Genomic DNA, 21247 nt, shown 5'->3' on the forward strand with positions numbered 1-21247 from the left:
TACGGCTGCAGACACCCCCTTGCAAGGGCGCACGCAGCCACCGTGTTGGCCGGTATCCGGGCTGGCGGAACGCTCTTCAACGCCTTCCCAGGTGCTTGTTCAAGGCATCCAGTGGCACGTGGTTGAAAAGGGAATCGAAACCGATTCGTCCGCTGACCGTTGCGGGGGCAGCGCAGGCTCGGCGCGCCATGTTTGGCGCCACCTCCCTGCTTCCCGTTGAACTGCAGCATGTGAACCACACCGCGAGCACCAACCCGGTGATTTTACGACCGTTTACAACCCGCCGTCCTACAATCGGTGGCTGTATGGCAACAACACCATCGACTACCGACCAGATCGCCGAGCGCGTGGAGCGGCTCCTGGTGCGCCACGCCGAACTGCAGCGCACCAACGCGCTGCTGTCCGAGCAGGTGGCCGCACTCACCCAGGAACGCGACTCCCTGAAATCCCGCCTGAGCGCTGCGCGCTCGCGCGTGGACGCCCTGCTTGAGCGCCTGCCCCAGGCCCCTCCCGCGAAAGACGCCGCATGAAGCAAATCGAGGTGCAGATCCTGCAGCAAAGCTACCTGCTCAGTTGCCCCGAGGGGCACGAGAGCCGGCTGCTCGATGCCGTGGAGCGCGTGGACACCGCCATGACGCGCATCCGCGATGCCGGCAAGGTGCGTGCCCGCGAGCGCATTGCGGTGCTGGCCGCGCTGAACCTCGCCTTCGAGATCGCCGACCGCGAGGCCGCCGACATGGCTGCCGCCGCCGACCACCCCCACCCCGTGCCCATGGCCACCCCCGTGGCGGTGGGCGACGACATCCCGCTCCCGCCACCGCGGCGCAGCGCCAGCGGCGTGCAGGAGTCGCTGCTGCCTCCCGATGCGGACGAGACCCTGCGCCTGCAAAGCCTGGTGCAGCGGCTGGACCAGGCCCTCGGCGAGGACGGGCGCCTGCTGTAGACGGCGTGGAGGCCCGTGCGCTATCAATGGCGTACACCTCAGAGATTTCTTTACATCACCGACACCTGCCAGGGGCATTTGGAGCCCCTACAATGAAGGTGTCTGCGGTGCCGCCGGGTCTTATATTTCCTTGAACCAATGCTCAACGAGCACGGGCTTGGTACATCGCCAGGGGAGCGTGATCATCTCGCGTCAGATGAACCCAACGCCTGGCTGCCCTCGCCCACCTGAACCCCCGGTTCAGGATGAGGGTCCGGTAGCAAATACCGCAGACACCTATTCCCAAAATGGCCGCCGGAGCAATCCGGTGGCCATTTTTTTCGGGTCTGCCAGGGCGTTCGGTATGCTGCAGCCGTCGCCCACGAACACCTCCATGCGAGCCCACTTCACCCTCTGCCTTGCCCTGTGCTGCGGCCTGGTCGTGCCTGCGGTGCTGGCCCAGCCGGCACCCGCCGGGCCGCGCCAGCACGCCACCCTGTACGACGCCGCCGTGTTCAACGACCGCGCAGCCGTCGAAGGCTTCCTGGCGCGCGCGCCGGCCAGCGTGAACCAGGCAGACCGCCAGGGCTTCACAGCATTGCATGGCGTGGCCGGCGAAGAGCACATGGCCATGGCCCGCCTGCTGATCGCACGCGGCGCCAACGTGAATGCCGCCAATGACCAGGGCACCACGCCCCTGCACCTGGCGGCGTACCCACAGATGGCAAAGCTGCTCGTCGAGGCCGGCGCAGCCATCGAGGCCCGCGACCATGGCGGCAACACCCCGCTGCACGCAGCGACTGAGCACCCCGAGATGCAGGACGTGATGGCGCAGTTGCTCCGCATGAAGGCCGATGCCAATGCCCGCAACCAGGCGGGCAAGACCCCGCTGGACATGGCCATGGCACGCGACGAGCCCGGAAAAGTGGCCCTGCTCAAGCGCTACGGCGCGCGCCGCGGCAGCCCGCCATAGCCATCCGCTCCGGCCACGCACCACCAGGTGTGCCGCACCAGCGCTGCAAGACCCCGCGCACTACAATCGTTGCGCCACCTTGCGGTGCGCCCTGCCCCCATTCCAACACCCACGTCCTCTTCCATGCTCGACCCCCTCCTGATCGTTGAACTCGGTGTTCTTGGCCTGTGCACGGGCTTTCTCGCGGGGCTTCTGGGCATTGGCGGCGGCATGCTGATGGTGCCCTTCCTGACCTACATCCTGGGTGCGCGCAACATCGCCCCCGACCTGGCGGTGAAGATGGCCATCGCCACCTCGATGGCGACCATCGTCTTCACCTCCATCTCCAGCGTGCGCGCCCACCACCAACGTGGCGCGGTGCGCTGGGACATCGTGCAGCGCCTGGCGCCCGGCATCGTGATCGGCGGCTTCGCGGCCAGCCTGGGCATCTTCGCCCTGCTCAAGGGTTCGTCGCTGGCAATCTTCTTCGCGCTGTTCGTGAGCTTCTCGGCCAGCCAGATGCTGCTGGACAAGAAGCCTGCGCCCACGCGCCAGATGCCGGGCACGGCAGGCCAATTGGCCGCGGGCGGCGTGATCGGCTTTCTCTCGGGCCTGGTCGGCGCGGGCGGCGGCTTTGTCAGCGTGCCCTTCATGACCTGGTGCAACGTGGCCATCCACAACGCGGTGGCCACCAGCGCGGCGCTCGGATTCCCGATCGCGCTGGCGAATGTGGTGGGCTATGCCATCGGCGGACAGTCGGTGCAGAACCTGCCGCCGGCCTCGCTGGGCTACATCTGGCTGCCCGGCCTGGCGGTGATCGCCGTGTGCAGCGTGCTCACCGCGCCGCTGGGCGCCAAGGCAGCGCACAAGCTGCCGGTCAAGCAGCTCAAGCGCGTATTCGCCAGCCTGCTGTTCTGCCTCGCCGCCTACATGCTCTACAAGGGCATCACCAGCATCTGATCTGGCCGCACCGCGCGGCAGATCGCTCAGTCTTCGGGATCCGACGCGCGCTTGGCAGCCAGCGGCTGCGGCGCCGGCACGCCGGGCGGTGCCGCGACCGGGCGGCCCAGCAGGCGGCGGAAGTCTTCGGCCGGCAGGCCGGGGGCGCGCAGAAAGCCCTGGTAGTGGTCGCACTGCATCTGCGCGAGCACGGCGCGCTGCACCTCGGTCTCCACCCCCTCGGCCACCACCTCGATGCGCATCGCATGGCCCATGCTGATGATGGCGCTGACGATGGCCCGGTCGCCATCGTCGTCGGGCAGGCCGCGCACGAAGGACTGGTCGATCTTGAGCTTGTGGATGGGCAGCTTCTTCAGGTAGGCCAGGCTCGAATAGCCGGTGCCGAAGTCGTCGATGGCCAGGCTCACGCCCAGCCGCGCCAGTTCATGCAGGCGCTGCTCCATCTCGGTGGCGTCCTGCAGCAAAATGGTCTCGGTCAGCTCCAGCTCCAGCAGCGTGGGCGGCAGCTGGTGCACGGCCAACAGGCGCGTGAGCCGCTCCACGAAGTCGGGCTGGCGGAACTCGAGCGCCGAGACGTTGACCGACACCACGATGGGGTGGCCACCATGGATCCAGGCCGCGGCCTCGCGCACGGCCTGCTCCATCACCCAGGCGCCCAGCGTGACGATGTAGCCCGACTCTTCGGCCAGCGGGATGAACATGCCGGGCGAGACCGGGCCGAACTCCGGGTCGGTCCAGCGGATCAGGGCCTCGGCACCGGTGATGGCGCCGGTCTCCATGCTCACCTGGGGCTGGTAGTGCACGGCCATGCGCTGCTCGCCCAGCGCCTGGCGCATGGCGTGCTCCAGCTTCATGCGCGAGAGCAGGTTGGCATTCATCTGCGGCTGGTAGAAACCGTAGCTGCCGCGGCCGCGCTCCTTGACCTGGTACATGGCGGTGTCGGCCTGCTTGATGAGCTCGTCCAGCGAGCTGCCGTCTTGCGGGTACAGCGCCATGCCGATGCTGCACTGGATGGAGAAGCCCATGCTGTCGAGCGTGAAGGGGCGCAGCATCTCGTCGAGGATGCGGCGCGCCACGCTCTCGGCCACCACGGAGTCGCCGCCGTGCAGGTAGATCACGAACTCGTCGCCGCCCAGCCGGCACAGCATGTCGGTCTGGCGCAGGCAGGTCTGCAGGCGCTCGGCCACCAGCTGCAGCACGCGGTCACCGAAGGGGTGGCCAAGCGAGTCATTGATGATCTTGAAGCGGTCCAGGTCCAGGAACAGGATGGCAAAACCGGTGTCGCTCTGGCGCGCGCCCTGGATCGCCGTGTCCACGCGCTGCGACAGCAGCAGCCGGTTGGGCAGGCCGGTGAGCACGTCGCTGTAGGCCAGCTCTTCGATGCGCTTTTGCGCGGCATGCTGCAAGGTGAGGTCGCGCATGAAGCCGATGCTCTGCACCAGCCGGTCCTCGTCGTCGCGCAGTGCCACCCACGACAGCTGCACGGCGCAGTAGGCATCGTTCTCGCGCGGCAGCCACAGCTCGCCCTCCCAGAAGCCCTCGCGCGCCCAGCCGGCCTCCACCTGGGCCATGAAGTCGGCATCGGGCCCGCCGCCGAACAGCGAGGCGGCCGCAGCGCCTTCGAAGGCGCGCGCGGTCTTGCCCACCAGGCGCTCGCAGCCGGGGTTCATGCGCATCAGGCGGTGGTGGCTGTCGGCGATGAAGATCGCGTCCATGCTCGACTCGAACACCCGTGCCGCCAGGCGCAGGCTGGCCTGTACCTCGTGCTGGCGCGTGATGTCGCGAAACGAGTACACCCTGCCCACGGCGCGCCCCTGGCTGAACTGGGGCACCGAGCGGCGCTCCAGGCTCATGCCGTTGCGCAAGCCGAGGATGTCGATGCTCTCCTGCATGGGCTCGGCCACGATGGCGGCCAGACGCTCGACATAGGTGGGCACATCGGCCACCTGGTCGGCCATGTGGGCGAACAGGGCTTCATCGTCGCGCCGCACCAGCAGCGGGGCCGGCACGTTCCACAGCTGGGCCAGCCGCTGGTTGAAGGCGCGCACGCGCCCGTCCAGGCTGCACACCAGCATGCCGTCGGCAGCCGAATCGAGTGTGGCGCGCAGTTCGGCCAGCAGGGTTTCGAGCTCGCGCTCGGTGGCCTGCTGGTGGCTGCGGTCCACCATGGTGACCAGGAAGGCCGTGCCCCCTTCGAGCCGGGGCACGCGCGTCACGCGCCGCTCCACCGCCACCAGGCTGCCGGTGGAGTGCAGCACGCTGGTGTGGGAGTGGATGCCGTCGGCCACCACGGCTGCGGGCTGGCTCCAGAAGACCTGGTCCTGCGGCGTGGCTGCCAGCAGGGTCACGGGCGTGCCCTGCATGTCGGCGATGGACAGGCCCGTCAGGTGCTCGGCCGCCTGGTTGGCGGCCAGGATGTGCAGCGTCTTTTCATCGACGAGCCAAACTGCCTCCAGCAAACCATCGATCCATGCCTGCGGCAGCGGCCGGATCACGCTCCGCCCTCTTCGGGGACGGGGGCCACGGCGCGCTCGAAGAAGTAGCAGATGCGCTTGCGCGGCGACAGGTAGTCGAGCGCTTCGCGCGGCAGCTGGGCGGGCTTGAGGCTGCGGCGGATACCGAGCTCGGGCACCGTCTCCAGGTCGAGGATGGGTGCCTCGTCCTTGGGCACGCGCGGGTCGTGCACGATCACCTTGGGCCGAAGCGGCCGCGAGGAGTTGACCGAGGCCACGATGGCATAGCGGTCGTTGACCAGCTGCACGATGGAGCCCGGCGGGTACACCCCCATCATGCGGATGAAGGCCCCCAGCACGACCGCGTCGAAACGCGCCTTGTGCTGGGCGAAGATGACCGACAGCGCCTCGTGCGGCGTCAGCCCGCCCATGCCGCTTCCGGGGCTGCACAGGCGGTCGTAGTGGTTGACCAGCGCCAACACCTGGCCGGGACGCGAGAGGTCGTGCGCCGTGAGCCGCATGGGAAAACCGCTGCCATCCACCATTTCATGGTGCTGGGCAATGGCCAGCAGCACCGGCTTGCCCAGGCCCATGCGGCCTGCCAGCGCCACGGACTCGCGCACATGGCCTTCGTAGCGGGCACGGTCGGGTGGCGGCATGTGGGGCTGGGCGTTCTTGAACGCATCGGGCAGGCGCATCTTGCCCAGGTCGTGGATCAGGGCCGCCACGCCCAGGTCCTGCAGGTCCTCGGCCTTCATGCCCAGTGCCTTGCCCAGCAGCAGGCTCACGACCAGCACGTTCACGGGGTGCAGCGCGCCGGGCTCGCCCACGCCTTCGGAGAGCAGGCGGATCACCGAATCGCCATTGTTGAGCAGGTCGGTCACGCAGCCGGCCACCAGCAGTTCGCCATCGGTGCGGGCGCGCTCGGGGAGCTCCACCACCACCCTCTCCAGCTCCACATAGCGGCGCGTGGCCTCGCCAAAGCGCTGGTTGCACAGGGCCAGGGCGCGGTTCTGCGCCTCCAGCAGCTGGCGGCGGCGGGCAGCGGCCTCGTCCGCAGCGGGGTCCGATGGCGCGGCCAGCGGAGCGGGAGCCGTCGCCTCCCGCGCAGCGCCAGGGGCATCGGCGGGCAGTGTTTCCTCGGGGCTGCCCACCGGGGGCAATGCCAGCTCGCGCAGGTCGGGGTCGCTCTTCTTGGGGACGTAGCGCACCTCGGTCAGCCCCAGTTCGCGCAAGGTGGCGATCTGTTCGGCCGACGCCACCCGGAAGCTGCTCACCGGAAACGGATGGTGCATCCAGCCCAGGTCGAGCTGGATGTACATGCCGATGCGCAACTGGCGGATATCGATGAGGATGGACGAATTCACTTCAAACGTACGTGAGGAAACACGGCGGCACTTCTGCCACCATTGGTTACACCCATTATCTCCACTTCTGAACGCTTGTCTTGCCCCGCAATGTCATAGGACATACCCCCCATCCCAAGGCCGGCGGGGGCTGTGGGGCAATTTACCTCTTGGTAAAAACCCTGGGGCAGGCCGTGCAGCGAACGGCACACCCTGCCGCCCCGGGGAGCCCCTCGCATCCGTGCAAGCACGTAGGACACGCAAAACAACAGTCCGGCAGGCCCCACCCGCCCCGTGGCCGGTGTATCACCGACACCACAGCGAAGGCTTGTAGACCAGGTCCATCCACAGCGCCCAGCCGGCCGCCGCGCACAGCAGCCCCCCGGCCACGCGGGTGCCCCAGTCGGCCCGGGCCTGGTTGATACGGCTGCGCAGGCGCGACCAGAGCCAGGGCCCGCCCACCAGCCACAGGCCGCTGCCCAGGGCAAACAGCGCCATGGTGGCACCGCCCTGCACCGGCCCGCCACTGAGCGCGGCCACCAGCAGGGCCGAGTACAGCAGGCCGCAGGGCATCAGCGCCCACAGCAGCCCGGCCACGCCCACGCCACCCGCCCCCGCCGTGAGGGGCTGTACGCGCCGCCAGACCGAGCGGCCCAGGCCTTCAACCCAGGCCGGCTGGCGTGCCTGCACCATGAGCAGCAGGCCCCAGGCCACCATGCCCAGGTGCGCAAAGGTCCAGGCAGGCTGCAGCGCGGCCGTGCGCTGCGTGAGCCAGGCCAGGCTTTCCATGGCCTGGGCAGCCACCGCACCCATGCCCGCATAGCCCGCCACCCGCCCGCCATGGAAGGCCAGCAGCCGGCCCAGGGCCAGCGATGGCGGTTCCAGCCCGGCACCCGTCGGCCCGGCCCAGCGCACCGCTTGGTCCCCCCCCCGCCCGACGAGCGCCGCGCAGGGCGCGGCGCACATGGCCAGGCAGTGCGGGCCGCCGGCCAGGCCCATGAGCAGCGCTGTCCAGCCCAGGGTGGCCAGCATGGTCAGATGATCCGGGAGAAGCGGGCGCGGTTGCGGTCCGCTTGAAGATAGCGGTCGAACACCATGGCGATGCCGCGCACGAAGAACCAGCCCATGGCCGAGACGAAGATGCCCTCGTCGGTCACGCTGACCAGGCCCTGCTCCTGCAGGCCCGCCAGTTGCTCCAGCTCGGCCGCGAAGGTGCGCCTGAAATCGATCAGCCAGCCCGCCTCGATGGACTCGAACAGCAGCTCGCCCTGGCACATCAGCGCCATGATGACGGCGCGGCGCACCAGGTCGTCGCGGTTCAGTGCCAGGCCGCGCACCACGGGCAGGCGGCCCTGGTCCAGCAGGTCGTAGTACTCGTCCAGGGTCTTGGCGTTCTGGCTGTAGGTGGCGCCCACCCGGCCGATGGCCGACACGCCCAGGGCGATCAGGTCGCAGTCGGGCTGCGTGCTGTAGCCCTGGAAGTTGCGGTGCAGCCGCCCCTGGCGCTTGGCCACGGCCAGCGCGTCGCTGGGCAGCGCGAAGTGGTCCATGCCCACGTACACATAGCCGGCGTCCATGAACTGCTGCAGCGAGCGCGAGAGCATGGCCACCTTGGAAGGCGCCGCCGGCAGCTCCGCCGGCACGATGCGCCGCTGCGGCTTGAAGCGCTCAGGCAGGTGGGCGTAGGCATACAGGGCGATGCGGTCGGGCCGCAGGGCCTTGACCTGCTCCAGCGTGCGGTCGAAGGACTCGGGCGTCTGCCGCGGCAGGCCGTAGATCAGGTCCACGTTGACCGACTCGAAGCCCAGGCTGCGCGCCGCCTCCACCAGCACGAACACCTGCCCGGCCGGCTGCACGCGGTGCACGGCCTTCTGCACGTCGGCATCGAAGTCCTGCACGCCAAAGCTCAGGCGGTTGAAGCCCAGCTCGGCCAGCACCGCCAGACGCTCGGCCGTCACGGTGCGCGGGTCCACCTCGATCGAGTATTCGCCGCCCGGCGCAAACGTGAAGCTGCGCTTGAGCACCGCCATCAGCTCGCGCAGCTTGTCGTCCGACAGAAAGGTGGGCGTGCCCCCGCCCAGGTGCAGCTGGCTCACCACCTGGCCCGTGCCGCAGTGGGCCGTGTGCAGCTCCACCTCGCGCGCCAGGTAGCGCAGGTACACGTCGCCCCGGTCGTGGTGTTTGGTGATGATCTTGTTGCAGGCGCAGTAGTAGCACAGCGACTCGCAGAACGGAATGTGCACATACAGCGACAGCGGCAGCGCCTTGCCCGGCGTGCCCGCCTTGCGCTGGGCCAGGGCCAGCACATAGTCGCTTTCGCCAAAAGCCTCGACGAAACGGTCGGCCGTGGGGTAGGAGGTATAGCGGGGGCCCGGCACGTCGAAACGGGTCAGGAGTTCGGGCGTCACAGCGGTCATGGGGAGCGTTTCCTTGTTGGATATGCACTTTGCCGCAGGCCTGCGCCCCCGTCCTTGACCTGGATCAAGTGTTGCGAGGCCCACAGGGCCCACAATTTGATTCATGTCAGCCACCACCACGCTCCTCTCGCCGGATGCGATCCGCTCGCAACCCCCAACAGCTGCTGCCCCCATGAACCCGCTCACCATCAAAGTCGCCTGCTCCAACTGCAACCTGCGCGAGCTGTGCATGCCCGTGGGCCTGAACGACGCCCAGTTGGAGCGCATCGACGAGATCGTGGCCACGCGGCGCAAGGTCAAGCGCGGCGGCACGCTGTTTCGCAACGGCGAGACCTTCACCTCGCTGTACGCCATCCGCACCGGCTTCTTCAAGACCTGCGTGGCCACCGAGGATGGGCGCGACCAAGTGACGGGCTTTCAGATGGCGGGAGAGATCATCGGGCTGGACGGCATCGTCAACGACCACCACACCTGCGACGCCGTGGCGCTGGAGGATGCCGAGGTCTGCGTGATGCCCTTCGACCGCATCGAGGAACTCTCGCGCGAGGTCACGGCCCTGCAGCACCACGTGCACAAGATCATGAGCCGCGAGATCGTGCGCGAGCACGGCGTCATGCTGCTGCTGGGCAGCATGCGCGCCGAGGAGCGCCTGGCGGCCTTCCTGCTGAACCTGGTGCAACGCCTGCATGCACGCGGTTTCTCGCAGTCCGAGCTGGTGCTGCGCATGACGCGCGAGGAGATCGGCAGCTACCTGGGCCTCAAGCTCGAAACCGTGAGCCGCACCTTCTCGAAGTTCGTCGAGGACGGCATCGTCGAGGTCAAGCAGCGCCACGTGCGCATCCTCGATACCGATGCGCTCAAGCGCATCGTCAATTCGCAGACCTGTAGCTGAACCTTCAGCCGGGAACCTGCAGGCGGGCCAGCACTTCGACTTTGCCGCTGCGGTCGACCCGCAGGATCAGCGCCTCGCCGGAACTGGTGTTGCCGCCCGCCAGGTCGGACAGCACGAACATGTGGGTGAACCAGGCCTCGAAACGGCCGGGGCGCTCGGATACAGATACCAGCGCCTGGCGCAGTTCGCGCAGATGCTCGGCGCCCGTGGTCTCGGGCGTGCCGCGCGGGGAGCCCAGCGCGGGCCACACCTGGGGCGCGGCGAATGCCAGCGTGGCGCTGTCGATGCAGCGGCACCAGGGGCTTGAAAGCACCCTGGCCGGCTGCAGTTGGCGTTCCTTGAACCATGCACCCGTGCGCCTAGCCTGCGCACGGCCCTGGTCGTTCAGGTTGCGTTGCGTGCTGCAATCGCCCAGGCGAAACCCCGGTGGATCGAAGGTACCCGGCGCCAGGGCATGGCGGAATGCCGCCACCACCCCACCCTCGCGCAGCAGGGCCTCGGCTTGCGAATCCTGGGACGCCCAGGCGCGCAGCGTGGCAAAGGCCAGGCCGGCACCCAGCACGGCGCGCCGGCCCATGGCCGCGTCCAGACGATGATGGGAATGGCAGGACAGCATGAAACTCCCCGTGGCGGACGGAACCGCTGGGCTCCACTGTAGCGGGGAGTGGCCCGATGGCCCCTGCCCGGCGCAAACCTGCAGCGGCCCAGGGGTCTTGGCGGGAGCGTGCGTGCTCCCTCCTCAATCGAGCGAAATGCGCTGCGCCTTGATCAGCTTGTGCCACCGGTCCGTCTCGGTGCGGATCAGGTCCGCATACTGGGCCGGGGTGCTGGCTACCGGCTCGATGCCGAAGTCGATGAGCTTTTGCTTGACCGCAGGCTGGTTGATGGCCGCAGCCACCTGTTTTTGCAGCGAGGCCACCACGTCCGCCGGTGTGCCTGCGGGCGCGACGATGCCCACCTGGGCCGAGGCCTCGACGTTCTTGAAGCCCAACTCGGCGAAGGTCGGCACATCGGGCAGCTGCGGCAGGCGCTTGGCACTGGCCACAGCAAGGGGGCGCACCTTGCCGGCCTTGATGAAGGCTCCGCCGGCGGCCAGGTCGACCATCATCGCGGGGATCTGGCCGCCGGCCAGGTCGGTCAGCGCGGGCGCAGCGCCGCGGTAGGGGATGTGGGTCATGAACAGGCCGGCATCGACCTTGAGCAACTCCATCGCCAGGTGGTGCGGGCTGCCCGCGCCGGCCGAGCCGAAGCTCATGGCGCCGGGCTTGGCCTTGGCCTTGGCGACGAAGTCCTTGGCGTCCTTGAAGTCGGCGCCTGGGTTGACCACCAGGATCATCGGGAACTTGCCCATCAGCGTCACAGGCAGCAGGTCCTTGCTGGGGTTGTAGCTGAGCTTGCTGTACAGCGCGGGGTTGAACACCATGGTGCCGTTGTCGGCCGACAGGATGGTGTAGCCATCGGGCGCGGCGCGGCCGGTCTCGGCGGCGGCAATCGCCGTGTTGCCCCCGGGCTTGTTGTCGATCAACACCGGTTGGCCGATCTGGGTCGAGAGCTGCTGGCCCACCGTGCGCGCGAGAAAATCGGAACCGCCGCCCGCCGGGTACGGCACCAGCCAGCGGATGGCCTTGGCCGGGTAGGTTTGCGCGCTGGCCGGGGCGGCCCATGCCAGCAATGCCGGCAGGGCGAGCATTCCAGCCAACAAGCGTCGATTCTTCAACATGTCTGCACCTCAGGGGATTAATATCTGCGTGATGTTACTCCGCTATGCGTAATAAGCCGGGGCAGCGTTTACCCTAGGTCCACCACCAAAACACCATGAGCACATCCCCTTCCACGGCCCGGGTGGCCGACCGCCGGCAACGGGTCCAGTCCGCCGAAATGGGGCTCAGCGTCCTCAAGGCGCTGACCCGCCTGGGCGGCGCGGCCAGCCTCACCGCCACGGCCGCCGAAGTCGATGAAAGCCCCGCCAAGGTGCACCGCTACCTGGCCAGCCTGTGCCAGCAGGGCTTTGTCGAACAATCGCCCGTCAACCAGCACTACTACCTGGCCCAGGAGTCGATTGCCATCGGCCTGGCGGCCCTGCGCCAGTGCGATCCCATCCGCCTGGGCGAGGCCTCCCTGCAAAGGCTGCGCCAGGCACTGGAAGTCACCGCCTTCCTGGCCGTGATGGGCAACAAGGGGGCCACCGTGCTGCGCATGGAAGAGCCCACCCTGCCCGTCACGGTGAACATCCGCGCGGGCTCGGTGCTCTCCACGCTGTGGTCGGCCACGGGCCGGGTGTTCCTGGGTTTCTCCAACGACCGGCTGGTGATCGACATGGCCGAGCAGGAGCTGGCCGAGGCCTCTGCCGAGCGGCGCTCGCAGCTCGACGGCACCCGGCCGGTGGAGCAGTTGCGCCAGCAGGTGCGCGCGCGGGGCTGGGCCATGGCCAATGACTCGCTGCTCAAGGGCATCAGCGCACTCGCCGCGCCGGTCTTCGACGCCACTGGCAATGTGTGCGCCTGCCTGACCACCCTGGGCGCCACGGGCGGCTTCGACCTGCGGCCCGATGGCGCCATCTGCCCCGCCTTGCTGCAGGAGGCGCGTCTCATCAGCCGGGCCATGGGCTACCAAGGCAATCCAGGGTAAACCCGAATCTTTGCAATCATATTGCGTAATACATTTACGCAAAAGGAGATTCACGATGACTGCCCCCGCCAACGCCTCCCGTTGCCCGGTCGACCATGCGGCGATGGCCGCCGCCCTCCAAAGCCCCACGGGCTGCCCCGTGAGCGCGCGCGCCGCGGCGTTCGACCCGTTCGCCCCCAGCTACCAGCAGAACCCGGCCGAGGTGGTGCGCTGGGCACGCGAGGAGGAGCCGGTCTTCTACAGCCCCGAGCTGGGCTACTGGGTGGTGACGCGCTACGAGGACGTGAAGGCGGTGTTCCGCGATAACCTCCTGTTCTCGCCCTCGGTCGCGCTGGAGAAGATCACGCCCGCGACGGAAGAGGTGCTGGCCATCCTGAAAAGCTATGGCTTCGCGATGAACCGCACCATGGTCAACGAGGACGAGCCCGACCACATGGCGCGCCGGCGCCTGCTGATGGACGCCTTCATGCCCGAGCGCCTGATGGACTACGAGCAGCCCATCCGCGATCTGGCGCGCAAGTACATGGACCGCTTCGTGGACAAGGGCCGCGCGGACCTCGTGGCGGAGATGTTCTACGAGATCCCGCTGACCATTGCGCTGCACTTCCTCGGCGTGCCGGACGAAGGGGCCGAGCAGCTGCGCAACTTCGCTGTGGCGCACACCCTCAATACCTGGGGCCGGCCCACAGCGCAGGAGCAACTGGAGATTGCCCACAACGTGGGCCGCTTCTGGCAGACGGCCCAGGGCATCCTGGACACCATGATGGCCAGCCCCGACGGCGAGGGCTGGATGTACGACTCCATCCGCCAGCACCACGCGCACCCGGACATCGTGACCGAGTCCTACCTGCGCTCGATGATGATGGCCATCCTGGCCGCCGCGCACGAGACCACGTCGAACGCCACGGCCAACGCCTTCATGACCCTGCTCTCGCACCGCCATGCCTGGGAGGAGATCTGCGCACAGCCCGCGCTGATCCCCAACGCGGTGGAGGAATGCCTGCGCGTCGCGGGCTCCATCATCGCCTGGCGGCGCATGGCCACGCGCGACACCGTGGTCGGCGGCGTGAAGATCCCCAAGGGCGGCAAGCTGCTGCTGTTCCAGGCCTCGGCCAATGCGGACGCCAGCCACTTCGAGGACCCGGACCGGGTGGACCTGCACCGCGAGAATGCGGTGGAGCACCTGACCTTCGGCTACGGCGCGCACCAGTGCATGGGCAAGAACATCGGGCGCATGCAGATGCGCATCTTCCTCGAGGAATTCGTGCGCCGCCTGCCGCACATCGCACTCGTCGACGGGCAGCAATTCGAGTTCCTGTCGAACACCTCGTTCCGCGGCCCGTCGGCGCTGTGGGTGCAGTGGGATCCGCTGCAGAACCCCGAGCGCCAAGCCGACAAGGCACCTGCCGTCCTCGCCAAGTTCCAGATCGGCCCACCGCCCAAGGACGGCATCGCCCGCGCCGTGGTCGTCAAGGACAAGCTGGCCGAGGGCGATGGCCTCTACCGCTTCATCATCGCCGCCGCAGGCAGCACGCCCCTGCCCACCTGGACTGCAGGCTCGCACATCGACCTGATCGCCGGGGGCCACCGGCGCAAGTACTCGCTGTGCGGCGCGGGCGCGCACCCGGGCTGCTACGAGATCGTGGTGCAGCGCGAGGAAGGCGGGCGCGGCGGCTCGCGGCACTTCTGCGACACCCTGCAGCCGGGCGACGAAATCCAGCTGGCCGGGCCCAAGAATCTGTTCCGCATCGACGAAGCAGGTGCTCACCACGTGCTGCTGGCCGCGGGCATCGGCATCACGCCCATCCTGGCCATGGCGGACCGGCTCAAGGCCTTGGGCCTGTCGTACGAGCTGCACTACGCGGGCCGCTCGCGCCAGAACATGGCCTTGCTGAGCCGCGTGCTCAAGGACCACGCCGGCCATGCCACCCTGCACATCAAGGCCGAGGGCCGGCGCATGGACCTCCCCGCGCTGCTGCGGCACGTGGACGGCGCCACCCGCGTCTACGCCTGCGGGCCGGACCGGCTGATCGCCGAACTCGAAACCCTGGCCGAGCACTGGCCCGAGGGCGTGCTGCGCTTCGAGCACTTCAGCACCGACAACGCGGCGCTGGACCCGAGCAAGGAGCACGCGTTCACCGCCGAGCTCAAGGACTCGGGCCTCACCATCGAAGTGCCGCGCCACCAGACCCTGCTGCAGGCGCTGCAGGCTGCGGGCGTGGATGTGCCCTGCGACTGCGGCGAGGGCCTGTGCGGCGCCTGCGAGGTGCAGGTGGCCGGCGGCGACATCGACCACCGCGACAAGGTGCTCACCAAGACCGAGCGCCAGGCCAACCAGCGCATGATGGCCTGCTGCTCGCGGGCAGCGGGGGAGCGGGTCATCCTGTTCCTTTGAGGGGAGGCGCGACCACGTTGGGAGTCCGCCTCCTCAATCCTGGGGATACCGCACGCGGGGCACCGCCGATAACCTGAAGGCTCCATGTCATCGACCTTCAGGAGCGCCTTCATGAGCCACCCCTCGCCCGAGCCCCGCCGCCAATTTCTGCAACACGCTGGCGCGCTGGCCGGCACCCTCAGCGCCCCGGCTTGGCTGGCCGCGTGCGCAAGCACGGCCTCCACGCCGTCGGACCCCACCCAGCTGACCTCTGCCCAGGCCATTGCGCAGATCAAGGGCGGCCAGATCAAGGCCGTGGACTATGTGGCCGCGCTGGTGGCGCGTGCCAGGGCGCTTCAGTCGCTCAACGCCCTCATCACGCTCGACGAAGCCGGCGCCCTGGCCGCCGCGCGGCGCATCGACGCGGCACGCGCCTCGGGCGCCGCGCTCGGCCCGCTGGCGGGCCTGGTGATCGTGGTCAAGGACAACATCAACACGGCCGACCTGCCCACCACCGGTGGCACGCCTGCGCTGCAGGGCTTCAAGCCACCGCGCACGGCGCCCTCGCTGCAAAAGCTCATCGACGCGGGTGTGATCGTGCTGGGCAAGGCCAACCTGCACGAGCTGGCCTTCGGCATCACCAGCACCAACTTCGCGCCGTTTGCGGGGCCGGTGGGCAACCCCTATGACCCCACGCGCATCCCCGGCGGCTCGTCGGGCGGCACGGCGGCGGCCATTGCCGCGCGCATGGTGGCGGCCGGCCTGGGCACGGACACGGGCGGCTCCACCCGCGTGCCGGCCGCCCTGTGCGGCATCGTGGGGCTGCGCCCCTCGGTGGGCAATGGCGGGGCCGAGCGCCGCTACCACGACCCACTGGCCGTGGTGCCCATCAGCCACACGCGCGACACCGTGGGCCCCATGGGCCGCACCGTGGCCGACGTGGCCTTGCTCGACGCGGTGATCACCGGCGATGCCAGCCTGCCGGCCCTGCCGCTGGCGCGCGTGCGCCTGGGCCTGCCGCGGCCGCTGTGGGCGGGGCTCGATGCATCGCTGGCCACGGTGGTGAACGCTGCGCTGGACAAGCTGCGCGCGGCCGGCGCCACGCTGGTGGAGGTGGACATGGCGCAGCTGCTGCCGCTCAACGAGAAGATGTCGTTCCAGATCGCGCTGCACGAGCCCGTGGCCGATCTGCCCGCCTACCTGGCGGCCAACAATGCGCCTGTGAAAACGGTGGCCGAGGTCGCGGGCCAGGTCGCCAGTCCCGATGTGCAGGGCGCCTTCGGTGCGATCAAGGCCGATGCCTTCGGCGCGGCCTACCCCGAGGCCATGGCCGTGCACCGGCCGCAGTTGCAGGCGCTGTATGCCAGCACCTTTGCGCAGGGCCGCCTCGATGCCCTGCTGTTCCCCACCACGCCGTTGCCCGCCGTGCCCATGGACAAGGCCAAGGGCTCGTCCACCGTCAAGGTCAACGGCGGCGCGGATGCGGACACGTTTGCGACCTTCATCCGCAACACCGACCCGGGCAGCAATGCCGGCATACCGGGCCTCTCGGTGCCCGCAGGCCTCACCAGCGCGGGCCTGCCCGTGGGGCTGGAGATTGACGGCCCGGTGGGCAGCGACCGCCGGTTGCTGGCCATTGGCCTGGAGATCGAGAAAGTGCTGGGCAGCGTGCCGGCGCCCAGGATCTAGTCCTGCGCTGGCGAGAGCACCGCTGCTTCACCCGCCTGCTCCGCCACCGCCGTGACGAACAGCGCGCGCAGCCAGCGGTGGCCCGCATCCTCCTGCGCGCGGGCATGCCAGGCCATGGCCAGGTTGAAGGGCGGTATCTCGAACGGTGCGGGCAAGATTTCGAGGATCTGCGCATAGCGGCGCAGCAGATGGCTGGGCAAGGTGGCCACGCAGTCGGTGTGCGTGAGCACCAGGGCCACCTGGTTGTAGCTGGGCACGGTGACGACCACGCGCCGGCTGCGTGACAAGGCCGCCAGCAACTCGTCGATCTGGCTGTGCGGGTGGCCCACCTGCGAGACCAGCACGTGCGACAGGCCGCAGTACTCGTCGAGCGTGGCGGCCACCTTGCCGCGCGGGTGGCCGATGCGCTGCGCCATCTCGAAACGGTCGCCCATCAGGTAGCGCGACTTGAGCGGGCCGGGCACCTTGCCCACATCGCCCAGGTACAGGTCGACCTCGCCACGCTCCATGCGCTCCACCAGCCCGGAGTCGGCCGCGGGCACGAAGCTCACGCGCAGATCGGGGTTGCCGATGCCCACGATGCGGCCCAGCGCCGCCAGGCCGAGGATGCTGAACACGCTGTCGTTGGCGGCGATCACGAACGCGCGGCGCGCGCTGGCGGGGTCGAAGCTTTCGCCCAGCTCCACCGCCCCGCGCAGCTGGTTGAGCGCCTCGCTGAGCCGGGGTTTCAACTCCAGCGCGCGGTGCGTGGGCACCATGCCGCGGCCGTTCTCGGCGGGCACGAGCAGCGGGTCTTCGAACAGGTCGCGCAGCTTGGCCAACTGGCCCGACAGGCTGGGCTGGCTGATGTTCAGGCGCCGCGCTGCGCGCGTGACGTTGAGCTCATCGAGCAGCGCATCGAGCGAGATCAACAGCGGCAGATCGGAACGCCGGATATCCATGGTGCCTATACCTCCTATCGGCAATTCCGACTCACGCTGCGGTGCCTGCGCGCCCTATCGTTGCGCACCTTTCCACTGCACTGACTGTGAGTTTTCAGATGATCCAATTTTATTACCACCCCACCCCCAACCCGCGCAAGGTCGCGCTGCTGCTGGAGGAACTGTGCCTGCCCTACCAGATGGTGCCCATCGATACATCGAAGGGCGAGCAGCACACCGCCGCCTACCGCGCCATCAACCCCAACGGCAAGGTGCCAGCCCTGGTCGATGGCGATGCCGTGGTCTTCGACAGCGCCGCCATCCTGCTGCACCTGGCCGAGAAGGCCGGGCAATTTCTGGGCGCACCCGGCGCAGCGGGCCGCGCCGACATGCTCTCGTGGCTGATGCTGGCCGCCACGGGCCTGGGCCCCTTCACCGGCCAGGCCGTGCACTTCACCCACTACGCACCCGAGCCCAAGGAGTATGCGCTGCACCGCTACCTCTTCGAGGCCGAGCGCCACTGGGCCCTGTTCGACGCACGGCTGGCCACACGCCGCTACGTACTGGGCGATGAGCACTACAGCATCGTCGACATGTCGCTCTGGGGCTGGTGTGGCGGCCTGACCTACCTGATGGGTGATGCGGCGTGGGCGAAGTTCCCGAACGTCAAGCGCCACTTCGACGAACTGAGCGCCCGCCCCGCGGCCATCGCAGCCAGCGCGCTGGCCAGCAAGCACGCCTTCAAGGCCGAGCTCGATGCCGATGCCAAGGCACAGCTGTTTCCGCATGGCCGTGTGGCCTGACCCCTGTCGCTATTTCCAACCCATTCCTTTCCAGACCATGACGCTTCGCCGCTCCCTCCTTTCCATGGCCGTTGCTGCCTGCCTGCTGGGCCCCGTTCTCGCCATCGCCCAGGCCTCCACGCCTGCGGTACCCGCCAGCTCGCCCCCCGCCACCCAGCAAGCCGGCTTCTACCGCTTCAGCGTGGGCGGCGTGCAGGTGGTGGCCCTGTCCGATGGCACGGTGCCGCAGGACCTGCATGCGCTGCTGCACCTGAAGCCCGCACAGACCGACCAGTTGCTCCAACGCGGCTTTGCCGCCAACCCGGTGGAGGCGTCGATCAACGCCTACCTGGTCTACGCCGGCGACCGGCTGGCGCTGGTCGATACCGGTGCCGGCGCCTTCTTCGGCCCCGGCGCAGGCGGCCAACTGGTGGCCAGCCTCAAGTCCGCGGGCGTTGAGCCCACGCAGATCAACGACGTGCTCATCACGCATATCCACACCGACCACAGCGGCGGCCTGGTCGATGCACGGGGTGAGCGCGTGTTCCCCAACGCCACCATCCACGTGGGCAAGGCCGATCTGGACTTCTTTCTCGCGCCCGGCAACCAGCAAGGCGTGCGCGGCTACGACAAGGCCTACTTCCAGCAAGGCACCACCGCCCTCGGGCCGTATGTGAAGTCAGGCCAGGTGCGCCCCTTTACCGGCGCGGTGGAGATCGTGCCCGGCATCCGCTCGCGCCCCACCCCGGGCCACACGCCCGGCCACGCCTTCTTCGTGCTGCAGGGCAAGGGCGGCGAAGCACTGGAGTTCATCGGCGACATCCTGCATGTGCAATCGGTGCAGATGCCCCGGCCGGATGTGACCATCGTCTACGACGTGGTGCCGAGCGATGCCAGGGCACAGCGGCTGCAGCAGTTCGCGCGGCTGGCCAGGGAGCGACGCATGGTGGCCGCAGCGCACCTTCCCTACCCAGGCGTTGGCCATCTGCGCGATGAGGGCAAGGGGAAGTACGCGTTTGTGCCGGTGGATTACCGGTATCGGGCGGGGGAGTGAGCGAAGCGCCTGATCACAGCCCCGCAGGGGAAGCGATCAGGTGCCATGAGCGGCTATCGAAGCTTCAAAGGCAGAGTCAATGTGACACCGTGGTATCTCACGGTAGCCTCGTGGCTCTCCTGGTCATTGGGCAGGCTGTTCAGCGCAGCAATCAGCTGTTCAAAATTGGCCACAGGCTGCTTGCCCACGGATTCCAGAACAGCCGCCACCGCAAACCCTGAGTTTGCAGAATTCCTGTCCACGCTCTGGATGATGAGGTCTGCATTCAGCACCAGCCCCGTACGAAGTCGTACCGTTGCTGCTGATCTTGCCACTGCCGCCGGGTCGGGCGCGGGGGCTGGGGCATAGCCGGTCTCGATCCTGCGTATCGCCATGTCCGTCTGCTCACTGGCCTGGCGCCACACGACCGGCAATGCCGAATGGGCGGGCAGATGGGGAATCCCCACGACCCGGGTCACCGGCAATCGATACCGCTCAATGATCTGCACCAGACCCGTACGCCGGTAGTCCAGAACCTGGCCGTAGATCCCGGCGTCCCTGCTGTCATGGATGGACGCCCGCCAGATTTCCTGGGCGTCTTTGTAGGCCTGCAAGGACGTCTCAAACATCCCCACGGCCACCGGGTCCGCTTTGGCACTGGCCCGGTAGATCCCAAGCGCACTTGCAGGCTCCAATATCTGCTGGACGTAGGCGTTGTAGGAGAGACCGGATGACACGGTCCCCTGCAGGCCCAGGAACGCGTTCTTCACCCTCTCCAGGCCAGGATCCGTCTGCGGGGCAGCTGCAGGGCGGGTGTTCATCAGTTCCTGCAGGCATGCCAGTCGCTTGCTGCTGTCGGCAATGTTGTTGCATGCCTCCAGCAGGAGGGATGACTGCGCGGTCGCCGCCATTGCCACCAGTGCGGCGATCCCCAATACCATCAGTTTTTTCAAGACATGTCCCTGCGCGACGAATCAACTGATTATCGCCAAGGTGCGCGCTCCGCCATCGGGACGCAGGGAAAAGGCCGCGACGCTCAATGCCTCGTGCCCGCCCCCAGCAGCCTGCGCACCAGCTCCGTGCGGTTATGCACCCCGAACCGCTCGAACAACGCATCCACATGCGTGCGCACGGTCGAATACCCAATCCCCAGCTGGGCCGCGATCTTCTTGTCGGGCCAGCCGGCGCACAGGGCCTGGGCGATCTCGCGGGCGCGGCCGTTGAGGCCTTGCCACGGGTCGGGTGATGCCGGGATTGGCGCAGGCACGGCGGTTACCATTTCCACAGGCCGCTCGCGCAGCCGCCGCAGCGCGCCGGTAAACGCCGGCTGCACCAGGCGAAGCAAATCCAGCGTGTCGCGGTCGAACGGCCCGCGCTGGCGGCTGCGCCAGATGCGCAGGTCACCGAGGTTGCGCTCGCCGTCCCAGGCAAACAGGTTCACGCCGTGGTGCAGTCCGTCGCGGGCCAGGAAGTCGTTGAAGAACTCGGTCTTCATGAGTTCCTGCTGGGGCAGGATCTGCGTGACCAGGGTCGGCTCGCGGCGCTGGCGCAGCTGGTGGGTAATGGGGTCGCGGTACTGGTAGTAGGTTTCGTAGGCCTGCAGGTTGGCGTCGTCCATGTGGATGGAGGCGCGGTCGCCAAAGCGCTGGGCGGCACCGTCCCAGGCGTAGGAGGCGAAATGGTCGGCCTGCAGCAGGTCCAGCAGGTCCTGGCCCACGGCCAGCCGCAGCGGGGCACTGGCGGGCAAGTCGGCAGCCTCCAGCCTGCCCATCAGGCGGGACAGTTTCTCGACACGGGCGTGGCTCAGGTACATGGCAGGCGAAAGAGGTGCAAGGCGCGGGCACAGCAATGGTGCCGGCCTGCACGCTACTGTAGGGAC

General features: G+C 68.4%; 19 protein-coding genes and 1 riboswitch. Of the genes, 10 read left to right on the plus strand and 9 right to left on the minus strand.

The window, feature by feature from the left end:
* Positions 1 to 30: 30 nt before the first annotated feature.
* A riboswitch (cobalamin riboswitch) is annotated at positions 31 to 269 on the minus strand.
* Positions 270 to 305: 36 nt separating this feature from the next.
* From AC07PF_RS14930 to AC07PF_RS14945, 4 genes are all read left to right on the plus strand, one after another.
* The gene (locus AC07PF_RS14930; RefSeq protein WP_007858570.1) at positions 306 to 530 is read left to right on the plus strand and encodes a hypothetical protein; all 225 of its coding nucleotides are present in this window, start codon (positions 306 to 308) and stop codon (positions 528 to 530) included.
* A complete protein-coding gene (locus tag AC07PF_RS14935; RefSeq protein ID WP_494612403.1) occupies positions 527 to 943 on the plus strand; it encodes a cell division protein ZapA in 417 nt (138 codons plus the stop codon). Before AC07PF_RS14930 ends, AC07PF_RS14935 begins: the two co-directional genes overlap by 4 nt.
* A gap of 373 nt (positions 944 to 1316) precedes the next feature.
* Positions 1317 to 1895: an ankyrin repeat domain-containing protein gene (locus AC07PF_RS14940; protein ID WP_157405911.1), complete on the plus strand. Its 579-nt coding sequence runs from the start codon at positions 1317 to 1319 to the stop codon at positions 1893 to 1895.
* 123 nt (positions 1896 to 2018) lie between these two features.
* Complete coding sequence (locus tag AC07PF_RS14945; protein WP_494610188.1) at positions 2019 to 2834, plus strand: sulfite exporter TauE/SafE family protein; 816 nt, start codon at positions 2019 to 2021, stop codon at positions 2832 to 2834.
* Between the two features lie 26 nt (positions 2835 to 2860).
* Here AC07PF_RS14945 and AC07PF_RS14950 read toward each other — a convergent pair whose 3' ends face one another.
* The 4 genes from AC07PF_RS14950 to hemN all read right to left on the minus strand — a co-directional run bounded on the left by AC07PF_RS14950 (position 2861) and on the right by hemN (position 9050).
* Positions 2861 to 5329 (minus strand): sensor domain-containing protein, encoded by a 2469-nt coding sequence (locus AC07PF_RS14950; protein WP_007858554.1) that lies wholly within the window; start codon positions 5327 to 5329, stop codon positions 2861 to 2863.
* A complete protein-coding gene (locus AC07PF_RS14955; protein ID WP_494612404.1) occupies positions 5326 to 6654 on the minus strand; it encodes a cyclic di-GMP phosphodiesterase in 1329 nt (442 codons plus the stop codon). The genes AC07PF_RS14950 and AC07PF_RS14955 overlap by 4 nt, the downstream gene beginning before the upstream one ends.
* A 285-nt stretch (positions 6655 to 6939) precedes the next feature.
* The gene (locus AC07PF_RS14960; protein ID WP_494612405.1) at positions 6940 to 7665 is read right to left on the minus strand and encodes a sulfite exporter TauE/SafE family protein; all 726 of its coding nucleotides are present in this window, start codon (positions 7663 to 7665) and stop codon (positions 6940 to 6942) included.
* 2 nt (positions 7666 to 7667) lie between these two features.
* Positions 7668 to 9050, minus strand: coding sequence for an oxygen-independent coproporphyrinogen III oxidase (gene hemN, locus AC07PF_RS14965; RefSeq protein ID WP_494612406.1), 1383 nt, complete (start codon positions 9048 to 9050; stop codon positions 7668 to 7670).
* A 172-nt stretch (positions 9051 to 9222) separates the two neighbouring features.
* On the opposite strand from hemN, the gene fnr reads away from it, so the two are divergent.
* The gene (gene fnr / locus AC07PF_RS14970) at positions 9223 to 9942 is read left to right on the plus strand and encodes a fumarate/nitrate reduction transcriptional regulator Fnr (protein WP_494612407.1); all 720 of its coding nucleotides are present in this window, start codon (positions 9223 to 9225) and stop codon (positions 9940 to 9942) included.
* Positions 9943 to 9946: 4 nt separating this feature from the next.
* Here the strand turns inward: fnr and AC07PF_RS14975 are convergent, their stop codons facing one another.
* Together AC07PF_RS14975 and AC07PF_RS14980 are read right to left on the minus strand one after the other, a co-directional pair.
* The gene (locus tag AC07PF_RS14975; RefSeq protein WP_494612408.1) at positions 9947 to 10519 is read right to left on the minus strand and encodes a histidine phosphatase family protein; all 573 of its coding nucleotides are present in this window, start codon (positions 10517 to 10519) and stop codon (positions 9947 to 9949) included.
* A gap of 162 nt (positions 10520 to 10681) precedes the next feature.
* The gene (locus tag AC07PF_RS14980) at positions 10682 to 11662 is read right to left on the minus strand and encodes a Bug family tripartite tricarboxylate transporter substrate binding protein (protein ID WP_494612409.1); all 981 of its coding nucleotides are present in this window, start codon (positions 11660 to 11662) and stop codon (positions 10682 to 10684) included.
* 95 nt (positions 11663 to 11757) lie between these two features.
* Between AC07PF_RS14980 and AC07PF_RS14985 the strand changes: the two genes are divergently transcribed.
* The 3 genes from AC07PF_RS14985 (at position 11758) to iaaH (ending at position 16633) form a co-directional block, all read left to right on the plus strand.
* Positions 11758 to 12570, plus strand: coding sequence for an IclR family transcriptional regulator (locus tag AC07PF_RS14985; protein WP_007858542.1), 813 nt, complete (start codon positions 11758 to 11760; stop codon positions 12568 to 12570).
* A gap of 55 nt (positions 12571 to 12625) precedes the next feature.
* The gene (locus AC07PF_RS14990) at positions 12626 to 14965 is read left to right on the plus strand and encodes a cytochrome P450/oxidoreductase (RefSeq protein WP_494612410.1); all 2340 of its coding nucleotides are present in this window, start codon (positions 12626 to 12628) and stop codon (positions 14963 to 14965) included.
* A gap of 111 nt (positions 14966 to 15076) precedes the next feature.
* The gene (gene iaaH, locus AC07PF_RS14995; protein ID WP_494612411.1) at positions 15077 to 16633 is read left to right on the plus strand and encodes an indoleacetamide hydrolase; all 1557 of its coding nucleotides are present in this window, start codon (positions 15077 to 15079) and stop codon (positions 16631 to 16633) included.
* Here the strand turns inward: iaaH and AC07PF_RS15000 are convergent.
* The gene (locus AC07PF_RS15000; protein ID WP_145696186.1) at positions 16630 to 17574 is read right to left on the minus strand and encodes a LysR family transcriptional regulator; all 945 of its coding nucleotides are present in this window, start codon (positions 17572 to 17574) and stop codon (positions 16630 to 16632) included. The genes iaaH and AC07PF_RS15000 overlap by 4 nt on opposite strands.
* 98 nt (positions 17575 to 17672) lie before the next feature.
* Between AC07PF_RS15000 and AC07PF_RS15005 the strand changes: the two genes are divergently transcribed.
* Both AC07PF_RS15005 and AC07PF_RS15010 read left to right on the plus strand, forming a co-directional pair.
* A complete protein-coding gene (locus AC07PF_RS15005) occupies positions 17673 to 18356 on the plus strand; it encodes a glutathione S-transferase family protein (protein ID WP_494612412.1) in 684 nt (227 codons plus the stop codon).
* A gap of 37 nt (positions 18357 to 18393) precedes the next feature.
* Positions 18394 to 19389 carry an MBL fold metallo-hydrolase gene (locus AC07PF_RS15010; RefSeq protein WP_494612413.1) on the plus strand — a complete coding sequence of 332 codons (996 nt, stop codon included), beginning with the start codon at positions 18394 to 18396 and terminating at the stop codon, positions 19387 to 19389.
* Between the two features lie 53 nt (positions 19390 to 19442).
* Here the strand turns inward: AC07PF_RS15010 and AC07PF_RS15015 are convergent, their stop codons facing one another.
* Both AC07PF_RS15015 and AC07PF_RS15020 read right to left on the minus strand, forming a co-directional pair.
* The gene (locus AC07PF_RS15015) at positions 19443 to 20321 is read right to left on the minus strand and encodes a hypothetical protein (RefSeq protein WP_494612414.1); all 879 of its coding nucleotides are present in this window, start codon (positions 20319 to 20321) and stop codon (positions 19443 to 19445) included.
* Between the two features lie 83 nt (positions 20322 to 20404).
* On the minus strand, positions 20405 to 21181 hold the full coding sequence (locus tag AC07PF_RS15020; protein WP_494612415.1) for a helix-turn-helix transcriptional regulator: 777 nt from the start codon (positions 21179 to 21181) through the stop codon (positions 20405 to 20407).
* Positions 21182 to 21247 lie beyond the last annotated feature (66 nt).

The sequence above is a fragment of the Acidovorax sp. GW821-FHT10A04 genome (assembly GCF_059415825.1).